This is a genomic window from Streptosporangium sp. NPDC001559 (assembly GCF_042893955.1).
GTDB lineage: Bacteria > Actinomycetota > Actinomycetes > Streptosporangiales > Streptosporangiaceae > Streptosporangium.
In genome coordinates, this window is the sequence record NZ_JBIAVG010000020.1 from 137,911 (window position 1) to 149,682 (window position 11,772).

The 11,772-nt window shown below is 72.9% G+C and carries 10 protein-coding genes; 8 read left to right on the plus strand and 2 right to left on the minus strand.

All coding sequences use genetic code 11. The features are described 5' to 3' along the window. Positions 1–538: 538 nt before the first annotated feature. Genes ACFYY8_RS35550 through ACFYY8_RS35560 form a run of 3 tightly spaced genes read left to right on the plus strand, consistent with a single transcriptional unit; the run spans position 539 to position 3,864 of the window. Positions 539–1,108, plus strand: coding sequence for a DUF5987 family protein (locus tag ACFYY8_RS35550; protein ID WP_390048760.1), 570 nt, complete (start codon positions 539–541; stop codon positions 1,106–1,108). Further along, the gene (locus ACFYY8_RS35555; RefSeq protein ID WP_390048762.1) at positions 1,105–2,760 is read left to right on the plus strand and encodes an FAD-dependent oxidoreductase; all 1,656 of its coding nucleotides are present in this window, start codon (positions 1,105–1,107) and stop codon (positions 2,758–2,760) included. The genes ACFYY8_RS35550 and ACFYY8_RS35555 overlap by 4 nt, the downstream gene beginning before the upstream one ends. Before the next feature lie 54 nt (positions 2,761–2,814). Beyond that, the gene (locus ACFYY8_RS35560) at positions 2,815–3,864 is read left to right on the plus strand and encodes a carboxymuconolactone decarboxylase family protein (RefSeq protein ID WP_390048764.1); all 1,050 of its coding nucleotides are present in this window, start codon (positions 2,815–2,817) and stop codon (positions 3,862–3,864) included. 92 nt (positions 3,865–3,956) lie between these two features. On the opposite strand, the gene ACFYY8_RS35565 is transcribed toward ACFYY8_RS35560, so the two are convergent. Beyond that, positions 3,957–4,478, minus strand: a complete 522-nt coding sequence (locus ACFYY8_RS35565) for a hypothetical protein (protein WP_390048766.1) — start codon at positions 4,476–4,478, stop codon at positions 3,957–3,959. Positions 4,479–4,732: 254 nt separating this feature from the next. Between ACFYY8_RS35565 and ACFYY8_RS35570 the strand changes: the two genes are divergently transcribed. Continuing rightward, on the plus strand, positions 4,733–5,830 hold the full coding sequence (locus ACFYY8_RS35570) for an NAD-dependent epimerase/dehydratase family protein (protein WP_390048768.1): 1,098 nt from the start codon (positions 4,733–4,735) through the stop codon (positions 5,828–5,830). Between the two features lie 101 nt (positions 5,831–5,931). Continuing rightward, positions 5,932–7,473: an acyl-CoA carboxylase subunit beta gene (locus ACFYY8_RS35575; protein WP_390048821.1), complete on the plus strand. Its 1,542-nt coding sequence runs from the start codon at positions 5,932–5,934 to the stop codon at positions 7,471–7,473. Here ACFYY8_RS35575 and ACFYY8_RS35580 read toward each other — a convergent pair. Then, positions 7,470–8,135, minus strand: a complete 666-nt coding sequence (locus ACFYY8_RS35580) for a TetR/AcrR family transcriptional regulator (protein WP_390048770.1) — start codon at positions 8,133–8,135, stop codon at positions 7,470–7,472. The two genes, ACFYY8_RS35575 and ACFYY8_RS35580, sit on opposite strands and share 4 nt — an antisense overlap. A gap of 84 nt (positions 8,136–8,219) precedes the next feature. Between ACFYY8_RS35580 and ACFYY8_RS35585 the strand changes: the two genes are divergently transcribed. The 3 genes from ACFYY8_RS35585 to ACFYY8_RS35595 all read left to right on the plus strand — a co-directional run bounded on the left by ACFYY8_RS35585 (position 8,220) and on the right by ACFYY8_RS35595 (position 11,663). Continuing rightward, a complete protein-coding gene (locus ACFYY8_RS35585) occupies positions 8,220–9,371 on the plus strand; it encodes a carotenoid oxygenase family protein (protein WP_390048772.1) in 1,152 nt (383 codons plus the stop codon). 267 nt (positions 9,372–9,638) lie between these two features. Further along, complete coding sequence (locus tag ACFYY8_RS35590) at positions 9,639–11,393, plus strand: amino acid adenylation domain-containing protein (RefSeq protein WP_390048774.1); 1,755 nt, start codon at positions 9,639–9,641, stop codon at positions 11,391–11,393. 54 nt (positions 11,394–11,447) lie between these two features. Continuing rightward, positions 11,448–11,663, plus strand: coding sequence for an MbtH family protein (locus tag ACFYY8_RS35595; RefSeq protein ID WP_390048776.1), 216 nt, complete (start codon positions 11,448–11,450; stop codon positions 11,661–11,663). Positions 11,664–11,772 lie beyond the last annotated feature (109 nt).

The following is an 11,772-nucleotide window of genomic DNA, read 5'->3' on the forward strand; positions in this document are numbered from 1 at the left end:
AACTTCCTCCATCATTCCTCTCCGTGTGTTGAATATTCATCAATATGAATGACGGGAAAGGTCGGCCTGTAGTCGGCTGGTCGTCTCGGAGAGTTCGACTCCCATATTCATTCGCCCCTTCCGGGGCTTGTATGTGCCAGTCGAACGACTAATAAAAAAGATCGGCATCAATATTTCTAAATCAACATCTGACTGCTGTCAACTGTGCTAGTGAAGCGTGCTCACCGTGTCTGAGCTGCTACTCTAGGTTGTGAGCGGCTTTAATTGGGTGTTAGTGCGCCACAGAAAACCCTGAAGAATGAGGCTTGACAGGACGGCAATTCAGAAGATGCGTCGGACGGGGTGCCGCTCGGACGATGGATCAGACCGGAACTGAATTCGATATGTGAGTTCCAATTGGTCGCAGATCCCGCCGTGCCGGGCCAGGGCCTCGACGTCCCGTGCCCGCTGCCGGGCCGGTCCGTGAAACGAGGGTTCGGCCGACGCGCCGGCTTCCGGCCCCCACGCCGCACCCCCTCGCCGACAGGAGGAAACGCCGGTGCAACCGGGTATCCCAGACGAAGAACAGGCCAGGACCATGACTCTGGAGGCCTTCGCGGACACGATCGTCCCCGGTGAGAAGCGCTCACCCGGCGACGAGGCGGTCGCGGGGGCGGCGGCGGGCGGGGGTGCGGTCGCCGCGGGCGCCGTCGAACTGCTCGAAACCCCTGCGGCCGGGCTGGCGCCCGCGCTCGGCGACCTCGCCCGGCTGCTCAACGAGCACGCGCGGGCCTACGCGGACCAGAACGGGATCGACCTGACCGCGGCGCTGCCGCCGTTCGTGGCCCTGCCGTTCCCGCATCGGACCGCCCTGGTCGGGATACTGACCTCCCCCGGTCACCCGGAGCGGGAGGTGTGGGTCAGCGTCGCGCTGTTCAGCAACATGGCCTTCGACACCGCGGCCCACATGCACACCATCGACGCCCTCGCCGCCGGCCACCCGGGGCTGACGGCGATGGGTTTCTCCGGGCCGCAGGAGGACGGCCTGTGGCGCTTCCCCGTCTACTCCTACGGCCGCGAACTGGCCCGCCTCCACCCGGCGACGACCTCAACGGGGAGCCCCGCATGACCGTGACCGAGACGACGGACGTCCTCGTGGTCGGCAGCGGCTTCGGCGGCGCGATCACGGCCTACCACCTCGCGGCGGGCGGCGCGCGGGTCGTGGTGCTCGAACGCGGTCCCTGGCTGCGGGGCGAGGACTTCGACCACGACTTCAAACTCGGGTCGAGCTACACGCGGATCTTCGACTTCGTGGTCGGCGACGGCATGAGCCTGCTCGGCGGCAACTGCGTCGGCGGCGGCAGCGTCGTGTACTTCGCCGCCATGCCCCGCGCCCCCCGCTTCGTCTTCGACCGCAGGGGGGCCATCGGCCGCAGGATGTGGCCCAAGGCCGTCACCCGCGACACCCTGGAGCCCTGGTACGACCGGGTGGCCGAGGCGCTGCCCGTGACCAGGCAGGACTGGGACGCGGTCACCTACTCCGGCGGCCTGTTCGCGGCGGCGTGCGCGCACGCCGGGCGCACGGCCAACCCGGTGCCGGTCGCCATCGACGGCGAGAGGTGCACCAACTGCAACTGGATGATGGCCGGGTGCCGCTTCGACGCCAAACGGTCGCTGCTGTTCAACTACCTGCCCGCCGCGGTGGCGCACGGCGCCGAGGTACGGCCCATGCACGAGGTGCAGCGCCTGACCAGGAACGACGACGGCGGCTACCGGGTGCACTACGACATCGTCGACGACGAGGACTACCGGGTGCACACCGGGAGCGGGACGATCGACGCCAAGATCGTGATCCTGGCCGCGGGCGCCGGGGCGACCCCGGTGATCCTGCAGCGCTCCGCGCCGGACCTGGGGGCCATGCCGTACGCGGTCGGCAGGTACTTCTCCGGCAACGGCGAGCGGCTCAACACCGCGATCCTCAACGAGGACCGGGTCCGAGACCTGCTCGGGCTGTCCCGCGGCGACGGCCCGGCCTACGCGGCCTCCCAGATCGGCAAGGGGCCGTGCGTCGCGAGCTGGGACCGCCTGGACGGCACGCTGCCCGAGTACTCCCGCTACTCGCTGGAACAGCTCTACTTCCCGCCCGGCTTCGGCACCATCCTCGCCCAGGTGCCCGACGCCACCGGCCCGACCTGGTTCGGCGCGGAGAAGAAGGAGATCGTACGGCGCTGGCAGTCGTGGCTGACCGTCTTCACGATGAGCGAGGACGACAACGAGGGCGTCTTCGGACCGCCCCCGCCGACGGGCAACGCCGCACGGATCTCACAGCAGATGCTCGGGCGCGGCCCCATCCAGTACCGCCCGACCGCCAACACGCTGCGCGGCTGGGAGCTGGCCGACGCCGAGGTCCGCGACATCCTGGAGCGCGACGGGCTGTCCAGGGTGATGCCGTGGACCAACGACGTGGTCGGCGCCTACACCGTGCACCCCCTGGCCTCCTGCCGCGTCGGCGACGACCCCAGCACCTCGGCGCTCGACGACCGTCACGAGCTGCGCGGGCACCCGGGCATCTTCGTCACCGACGGCTCGGCCGTGCCGGGGGCGCTGACGGTCAACCCGGCGATGACCATCGCGGCGCTGGCCGAACGCGCCGTCCCGGGCATCGTGCAGGCCGCCAGGCAGCGCGGCGTCGAGGTCACCTACGGCGCCCCCTCCCCGGACGGCGCCACGAGCGGCAGACGCGCCGCGCTGCCGTTCGTGGCCGGTCTGACGCGCAAGTAACCCCCCGGGCGCGGGCGGGTGAGCCCGCGCCCGGCCGACCTCAGGGAGCGCGCGATGGAAACGACACTCCTGCGCCGGGTCCTCAGAAAACCGCTGCGCGGCTCGCTCCGCCAGGTCAGGCACGTCCGCCCGGTGCCGCCCGCGCGGGCCCGGGGCCTGGTCGCCGAGGTGTACACGCGCTCGGAACGGGAGTTCGGCATGCTGGCGCCGCCGGTCGCCCTGCACTCGCCCGCCCCGGAGATCCTGGCCGCCTCCTGGATGATGCTGCGGGAGACGCTCCTGACCGGCGGCGGACCGGGCCGGGCGGTCAGGGAGGCGGTCGCGACCGGCGTCTCGCTCGGCAACGCCTGCCCCTACTGCGTCGGTGTGCACGGCGCCGCCCTGGGCGGCCTGGTCTCGTCGGACGGCGGCGCGCGGCGTGACCTCGCGCCGGTCGAGGAGTGGGCCAGGGCGAGCGGGACGCGCGGGCGGGCGACGCCGTTCCCCGGGGAACAGGCCGCCGGGCTCGCCGGGGTCATCGTCGGGGTCGCGGTCACCTTCCACTACCTCAACCGCATGGTCAACGTGTTCCTCGACGAGACGCCGCTGCCGCCGCGGACACCGGGGATGGCGCGCGGCACCCTCATGCGGACGCTGGGCCGGCTCATGCGGCCGGCGGGCGGCGGCGTCGAGCCGGGCGGCTCGCTCGACCTGCTGCCCATGGCCCCGCTGCCCGGCGACCTGTCCTGGGCGGCGGGCGCGCCGGGCGTCGCGGGGGCCTTCGCCCGCGCGGCCTCGGCGATCGAGGCGGCGGGCCGCCGTTCGGTGCCGGGCCCCGTCCGTGACCTGCTGACGGCCAGGCTGGCGGCCTGGGACGGCGGCCACCCCGGGCTCGGCGGGGCGTGGGCGGAGGAGGCGGTCGCGGACCTGGCCGCCGAGGACCGCCCCGCCGGGCGGCTGGCCCTGCTGACGGCCTTCGCCTCCTACCGGGTCGGCGAGTCCGACGTGGACGCCTTCAGGGAGAGCCGTGGGGCGGGAGACCGGGAACTGGTCGAACTGACCGCGTGGGCGAGTATGGCCGCGGCCAGGACGGTGGGCGGCTGGACACGCGGGGAAAGTCCGTGAATCCCTTTCCCGGCCGATGGAAAACGTCCGGCCGCGGCACGGGAAACGCGCCGCGGCCGGACATTCGAGAAAGCTTTTCTTTTCCGGGGCCCTCAGGTGTGCGCCGTCGCGCAGCCACACACCATGGCCGACCGCTCGGATTCGTTCGGACGGCGGTGCAGGACCATCGCGACCACCATCGGGACGAAGACGACGGCGTTGTAGAACAGGTGCAGCTCGACCCGGGGAAAGAAGATCTGCAGGACACTCGTGGGGACCGGCCTGCCCATCAGGTGGTTGCCGGTCATCGCCTGCAGGAGCAGCAGCAGGTGCTCGAAGTGGTGCCAGACCTGGATGCCGAGTGAGATGTTCCACCAGGTGCGGGAACGGCCGGTGAACCCCTTCCTGAGCATGACGAGCCCGATGAGCATGAACAACGCGTAGCCGTAGTGCATCCACTCGGAGGTCACCAGCCACGGGAACGGCAGCCCGAGCACGCCGCGCGCCTGCGGAACCGGCCAGCCGAGGACGTAGATCTGCACGGCCTGCGCCACGTGCTCGGCCCAGTGGGCGACGACGAGCACGAGGAAGACGTTCAGCCAGGTCCTGTGCCGGGGTCCGTTGACGATTGCCATTCTTCCAGGAAAGCGACCCGCCGAAGCCGCCTCAGAAGCCATGCGGAAACCTCCGCTCTCGCGCCGAACAATTTCTCTGACGTTGCGACGACAACGTCGTCAACCGTAGCGGTGCCGAATCGGCCGCTTCTTCTCCTGGATTGCCGGATTCGCCTTACGCGGACGATAACGCCGGTCCGCTGAAAGCACAATGGGAGAAGACAATGGGATCTTCACTCGTGCACGCTTGCTGCGAAACGCCCAGTGATTCCGCCATGAGCGAGGTATTTCTGATGCTGGTGAGCGTGACAGGCGGCACCGGATTCGTCGGGGCCCATTCGGTCGCGGCGTTCCTGCGGGCGGGGCACCGGGTCCGCCTGCTCGTCCGCGAGCCGTCCGGGGTCGCCCGCGCCCTGGCCCCCCTCCTGCCCGGCCCGGCGCCGGGCGGGAGTCCCGGCGCGGACACCTTCGGGGACACCGTCGAGGTGGTGACCGGAGACGTCACCGACGGCGAGGCGGTCGGCAGGGCGGTACGGGGGGCGGACGCCGTGCTGCACGCGGCGGCGGTCTACACCTTCGACAGCAGACGGCGCGCGAGCGTGCGGCGGACCAACGAGCGGGGCGCCGAGGTCGTGCTCGGGGCCGCGCGCGCGGCGGGAGCCGACCCGATCATCCACGTCTCCAGCGTCGCGGCGTTGTTCCCCGCCCCCGGCCGGGTCGTCCGTGAGGACACCCCCGTCGGCAGGCCCCGCGAGCCGTACATGGCGAGCAAGGCGGCGGCCGAGGCCGTAGCCCGGGGCCACCAGCGGGAGGGCGCCCCGGTCGTGATCACCTACCCGCCGGCTCTGCTCGGCCCGCACGATCCCAGGCTCGGCGACCAGACCGTCAGGCTCCGGGACGTCCTGCGGGGCCTGATGCCCGTTTGGCCGCTCGGCGGGCTGCCCCTCGGCGACGTGCGGGACACCGCCGCGCTGCACGCCGCGCTGCTCACGCCGTACGGCGGCGGCCCGGCCAGGCACTTCGGGCCCGGCCACTACCTGACGACCCGGCGCTATGTGGAGGTGCTGCGCGAGGTGACCGGACGCCGCCTGCCGACGCTCTTCCTGCCCGCCCGCGCCATGCTCCCGGCCGGGCTGCTGGCCGACCTCGCGCAGCGGGTGTGCCCCTGGCACCTCCCGGCGCAGTACGGCGCCGTCTACGTGTGCGCCTGTGCGACACGGGTGGCGGAGGAGGCGAGCACCGGCGGCGTCGTCCCGCGTCCCATCGCCGAGACGGTCGGCGAGACCGTGCGCTGGCTGCACGCCAACGGGTCGCTGTCGGACCGGCAGGCGGGCACGGCGCGCGGGGACCTGACGCCGGTGAGGGCGTCGTGACCCCGACCGGCAGGCGGACCGGCCTGCGGGACGAGGTCAGGGACGCGCCCGCCCCCGCCGACGCGCGACAGGAGGACGGGCCCGGTGAGCCGCCGCGCTCGATGGGCCTGCTGCGTGAGCGGCACGGCAGGCTGCGCGGCCGGATCGCCGCGGGCTCCCGGGCCGCGGTCGAGCGGCAGCGGTCGCTGGGCAAACGGACGGCGCGGGAGCGGCTCGACCTGCTGCTCGACGAGGGCTCGTTCACCGAGATCGACATGTACCGCCGCCACCAGGCGAACGACCTGGGGATGGGTGAACGGCGCCCGCACACCGACGGGGTGGTCACGGGCTCGGGAACGGTGGACGGGCGCCGGGTCTTCGTCTACGCCCAGGACTTCACGATCTTCGGCGGGTCGCTGGGCCACGCGCACGCGGCGAAGATCCACAAGGTGATGGACCTGGCGATCGCCACCGGAGCGCCCCTCATCGGGCTCAACGACAGCGGCGGCGCCCGCATCCAGGAGGGGGTGATGTCCCTGGACGGCTACGGCGGCATCTTCCGCCGCAACGTCCAGGCCTCCGGCGTGATCCCGCAGATCAGCGTGATCCTCGGCCCCTGCGCCGGGGGAGCGGCCTACTCCCCGGCCCTGGCCGACTTCACCTTCATGGTCCGCGAGACCGCGCGGATGTACCTGACCGGCCCCGACGTCGTCGAGGCGGTCAGCGGCAGGCGGGTCACCCACGACGAACTGGGCGGCGCCGAGGTGCACGGCGGTCGTTCCGGGGTGGCCACCTTCGTGCACGACGACGAGGAGAGCGCGCTTGAGGACGTGCGCTACCTGCTGTCCCTGCTGCCGAGCAACAACCTGGAGCCGCCGCCCGCCGGGCCGCCGCGCCAGGCCACGACCGACCACCGGCCCGGGTTCGCCGAGATCGTGCCCGTCGAGCCGAACAGGCCGTACGACATCCGCTCGGTCGTCGCCGAACTGGTCGACGACGGCGAGTTCCTCGAACTGCAGGAGGGCTGGGCGCCGAACGTGGTGTGCGCGCTGGCCCGCATCGACGGCGAGGTGGTCGGCCTGGTCGGCAACCAGCCCATGGTGCTCGCGGGGGCCCTGGACGTCGCGGCGTCGCAGAAGGCGGCGAGGTTCGTCCGCTTCTGCGATGCCTTCGGCATCCCGCTGGTGACACTGGTCGACGTTCCCGGATTCCTGCCCGGCCCCGACCAGGAGCACGCGGGCATCATCAGGCACGGCGCCAAACTGCTGTACGCCTACTGCGAGGCCACCGTGCCCCGCGTCCAGGTCATCCTGCGCAAGGCGTACGGCGGCGCCTACATCGTGATGGACTCCCGCTCCATCGGCTGCGACCTCTCCCTCGCCTGGCCGACGAACGAGATCGCCGTGATGGGCGCGCAGGGGGCGGTCAACGTCATCTTCCGCAAGGAACTGGCCGCCGCGGCCGACCCCGCCGAACTGGCCGCCGAACTCGTCGCCGAGTACTCCGAACGGCTCATGCACCCGCACTACGCCGCCGAACGGGGGCTGGTCGACGACGTGATCGACCCGGCGGAGACACGCGCCGCGGTCGCGCGCGCCCTGGCCATGCTGCGCAACAAGCGCCAGACGCCGCCGCAGCGCAAGCACGGCAACATCCCCCTCTAAGGACCGCTCTCCTCGACCTCGGCCCGCATCCGGTCCCTGGACAGGGCGACCGATCTCGTCGCGCTGTCCAGGTCGTCCCCCGAGCTGACCATCAGGGCGGTGAGCTGGGCCTCGAAGCAGCGCTCGGCGTCGTAGGGGGCGATGAGGTAGTCGCCGAGCTCCAGGGTGACCAGCCCGTGGATCGCGCTCCACATCTGGTGGGCGACGAGTTCGGCGTCCTCGGCCCTGAACCGGCCCGCCTCGAAGCAGCGGGTGGCGCACTTGACGACGTTGCCCAGTGTGTAGCGCCCGTGCTGGCGGTCCTCCTCCGTCAGTGAGAAGCCGGCCAGCGAGGCCCCGCCGAACATCACCGCGTACAGGTGCGGGTTGGCCAGCGCGTTGTGGCGGTAGGCCCTGCCGAGCAGTGCCATGTCGGCCACCGGGTCGTCGGTCTGGCGCACGTGGGTGAGGTGGCGCTGCAGCCGGGCGAACCCCTCGTGCACGATCTCGCGCACCAGCCCGCTCATGCCCCCGAAGTGGGTGTAGACCGCCATCGTCGAGCTGTCGGCCTCGGTGGCGAGCCGCCGGGTCGACAGGGCCTGTGGTCCCTCCTCGGCGAGCAGCCGGGCGGCGATGTCGACCAGTGCGGGACGTGTCCTGGGGTCTGCCCGGCGGGGACTCATGTTGACAAGTATTACATAACGCCGATATGTTTCTAAGCACAACACCGTTATGGTATTGCTGACCCCGCCCGGAGGAGGCGCCTCATGGCCGCCCCAGCTCGCGCGTCCGGCCCGGCCCCCACCTGGGCGCCGTCACCGTTGCGGCTCCCCGTCGAGGGCGCCCTTCCCGAGGGGCTCGACGGGTGCTTCCTCCAGGCCTTCCCGCATCCCCTCGGCGACGGCAGGACCCTCCTGTCCGGCGTCGGCCTGCGCGGGGGAGAGGCCTTCCGGCACCGCGCGCGCACGACCGTCCCCCCGGCGAGCCCCTTCGGGCCGGTGCCCGCCCTGGCCCCCGCAGTACGGCCCGCGAACCCCGGCGGCCGGGTCCCCGGCCCTCTCTCGCTCGCCAGGCCCGTTCGCGACCCCGCCACCGGCCGGTGGCACACCGTCGCCTCCTACCCCGGGCTGGGACACGCCGAGCACCTGGTCGCCGACTCCGGCGGCGTCGTCCGCCACGCCCGGCCCTTCGCCCTCGACGGCGCACCCCTCATGACCGCCGCCGCCCTCACCGGACGCCACGTCGTCGTGTTCGACCTGCCGGTCCTCCACGACCGCGCGGCCGCCCTGGCCGGGACCCGCCCGCCGTACTCCTGGCGGCCGGGCGCGAGGGCGCGTGTCGGCCTGCTGTCCCGCGAGGGGGCGCCGGAGCCGCGCTGGTTCGAGATCGGCCCCTGCCACGTCTCCCGGGCGGTGAACGCCTACGAGGAGGACGGGCGGGTCGTGGTCGACGTCGTGCGCCACCCCCGGGCCTACGACGGGGCACCCGGCCCGCAGGGACGGCCGCGGCTGTGGCGCTGGACACTCGACCCGGCCACCGGTGCCGTCGAGGAACGAGAGCCGGCACCGGGGACGGAGACGGCCCTGGCCGACGAGCGGGTGACGGGGCGCGCGCACCGCCACGTGTTCGGCTCCCGTGACCCGCGGGAGGGCGCCGCGCTCGTCCGGTACGACCTGGCGACCGGCGGCCTTCGGGAACACCGGCTCGGCGCGGGGAAGCGTGCCGGGGACCCCGTGTTCGTGCCCCGGGGGCCCGGTGAGGCGGACGGCTGGCTCCTCGTCTTCGTCCGGGACGACGCCAGGCGCGAGGGCGGGCTGCTGGTGTTCGACGCGCTCGACCTGGCGGCCGGGCCGTGCGCCGTCGTCCACGTCCCCTGCCCGCCGCCCGCCTACGGCCGCGCCGCCTGGCTGCCCGCCTGAACCCGGCGGAGAGCCGCACGGGAGCGCGTGGAGAGCACAGGGGAGCATCGCAATCCGGGAGATGCGCTGTACAGCGGGCGGATGTGACGCTGACTGCGTGACCGGACGCGATGGCGGCCGTCCACGGCGGGGGTGACGGCCCCGGCCGCCGGCGCCCGCCCGTGCCCGTCGTGCCCGCGAATCCGCCCCGCCCCCGGCCCCCGGTTCCCGCCCGCGTGGGCGGCCCGTACGGCGGGCTCAGGCGGAACGAACGGATTGGAGTACGCGATGGCTTCCCCTTCCACCCAGGGTTCCATCCAGGGACGCTTCGCCGTCCAGGCGGCGCTGACCCCGGACGCGACGGCCGTCTCCTTCGGCGACCTCCGCCTGACCTACCGGGAGCTGGACGAACGGGCCAACCGGCTCGCGCACCTGCTGCTCGGACGGGGAGCCCGTCCGGAGAGGCCGGTCGCGGTGCTGATGGAGCGCTCGGCCGACATGGTCGCCGCCATCCTGGCGGTGCTCAAGACCGGGGCGTTCTACCTGCCGCTGCACACCTCCCACCCGCCGGAGCGCATCCAGTGGATCATGGACCACGCGGGCGCGCCGATCCTCCTCGCCGACGTGACGACCCTCGGGCGCGGCCTGCCGGAGGGCGGTCCGCTCGTCGTCGTCGACGGAGGCCGTGAGTCGGCCGAGGAGCCCCCGGCCGACCCGGGCGTGGACGCCCACCCCGACCAGCTCGCCTACCAGATGTACACCTCGGGCTCGACGGGAGAGCCGAAGGGCGTCGGCGTCACCCACCGGGGCGTCCTCGGGCTGGCCTTCGACTCCTGCTGGGAGGGCGGGAGGCACGAACGGGTGCTGATGGTCGCGCCGCACGCCTTCAGCGTCTCCACCTACGAGCTGTGGGTGCCGCTGCTGCACGGCGGCCGGATCGTCGTCGCGCCCCCTGGCGTCCCCGGCGTGGCCACCCTGGGCAGGCTCGTGACCGAGGAGGCGATCACCGGCCTGCACCTGACGGCCGGGCTGTTCCGGGTGCTCGCCGAGGAGGCGCCCAAGTGCCTGGCCGGGGTGCGCGAGGTGCTGACCGGCGGGGACGTGATCGCGCCCGAGGCCGTACGGCGGGTGCTCGACGCCTGCCCCGACACGGTGGTCAGGGCCATGTACGGCGCCACGGAGACGGCGCTGTTCGTCACCCACGGCCCGATGACCGCCCCCTACACCGAGGAGGGCGCCGTACCGGTCGGCGGCCCGCTCGACGACGTACGGCTGCGCGTCCTCGACGAGACCCTCACCCCCGTCCCGCCCGGCACGGTCGGTGAACTGTACGTGGGCGGGACCCGCCTGGCGCGCGGCTACGCGGGCCGGGCCGACCTGACCGCGCAGAGCTTCGTCGCCGACCCGTTCGCGGGACCCGGCGAGCGGATGTACCGCACCGGCGACCTGGTACGGCTGACCGCCAAGGGACAGCTCGACTTCGTCGGCCGCGCGGGCGACCAGGTGAAGATCCGGGGCTTCCGGGTCGAACCCGCCGAGATCGAGGCGGTCCTGGCGAGACACCCCGGGCTCGCCCACGTCGCGGTCGTCGCCAGACGGGCCGAGGACGGAGAGAGAAGACTGGCCGCCTACGTCGTGCCCGGACCCGGTGGCGCCGACGTCGAGGCGCTGCGCGCCCACGCGGCGCGGGCGCTGCCGGACTACATGGTGCCCGCCGCGTTCGTCGTGCTCGACGCCCTGCCGCTGACCCCCAACGGGAAGCTGGACCGCGCGGCGCTGCCCGAGCCCGACTTCACGGGCCTGCCCGCCTACCGCGCCCCGAACGGCCGGCTTGAGGAGACCCTGTGCGCCCTGTTCGCCGAGGTGCTCGGCGTGGCGCGGGTCGGCGTCGACGACAGCTTCTTCGACCTCGACGGTCAGTCGCTGCTGGCGATGCGCCTGATCAGCCGCATCCACGCGGAACTGGGCGAGGACCTGCCGATCAGCGCCCTGTTCGACACCCCGACGGTCGCGGGCCTGGCGGCGCGGTTCGGCGGCGCCTGACGGCCCTCCGGCTCTTCGAGCGTCCGAAGCCCGGTAACGGAGAAGGAGAACGAGATGGCCAACCCCTTCGAGAACCCGGACGGAACCTTCCTCGTGCTGGTCAACGAGCAGGGGCAGCACTCCCTGTGGCCCGTCTTCGCCGCCGTGCCCGCGGGATGGGCCGTCGCCCACGGCCCCGCGGGGCGTGAGGACTGCCTCGGCCACATCAGGACGCACTGGACCGACACCCGGCCCCGTGACCTCGTCGCCCACCTGGACACCCCGCGCTGAACGCCCCGGCCGGGGCCGTACGCCGCGATCCGCACAGGTCCCTCACCGGCCGTTCACGGGTTCCGCGGACACGCGGGGGCCCGCGCCCACGGACACCACCGGCAACCGG

Coding starts and splice junctions, on each gene's coding strand:
- ACFYY8_RS35595 (WP_390048776.1), top strand. CDS start 11,448: ATGGCCAACCCCTTCGAGAACCCGGACGGAACCTTCCTCGTGCTGGTC.
- ACFYY8_RS35560 (WP_390048764.1), top strand. CDS start 2,815: ATGGAAACGACACTCCTGCGCCGGGTCCTCAGAAAACCGCTGCGCGGC.
- ACFYY8_RS35585 (WP_390048772.1), top strand. CDS start 8,220: ATGGCCGCCCCAGCTCGCGCGTCCGGCCCGGCCCCCACCTGGGCGCCG.
- ACFYY8_RS35570 (WP_390048768.1), top strand. CDS start 4,733: ATGAGCGAGGTATTTCTGATGCTGGTGAGCGTGACAGGCGGCACCGGA.
- ACFYY8_RS35580 (WP_390048770.1), bottom strand. CDS start 8,135: ATGAGTCCCCGCCGGGCAGACCCCAGGACACGTCCCGCACTGGTCGAC.
- ACFYY8_RS35575 (WP_390048821.1), top strand. CDS start 5,932: ATGGGCCTGCTGCGTGAGCGGCACGGCAGGCTGCGCGGCCGGATCGCC.
- ACFYY8_RS35590 (WP_390048774.1), top strand. CDS start 9,639: ATGGCTTCCCCTTCCACCCAGGGTTCCATCCAGGGACGCTTCGCCGTC.
- ACFYY8_RS35555 (WP_390048762.1), top strand. CDS start 1,105: ATGACCGTGACCGAGACGACGGACGTCCTCGTGGTCGGCAGCGGCTTC.
- ACFYY8_RS35565 (WP_390048766.1), bottom strand. CDS start 4,478: ATGGCAATCGTCAACGGACCCCGGCACAGGACCTGGCTGAACGTCTTC.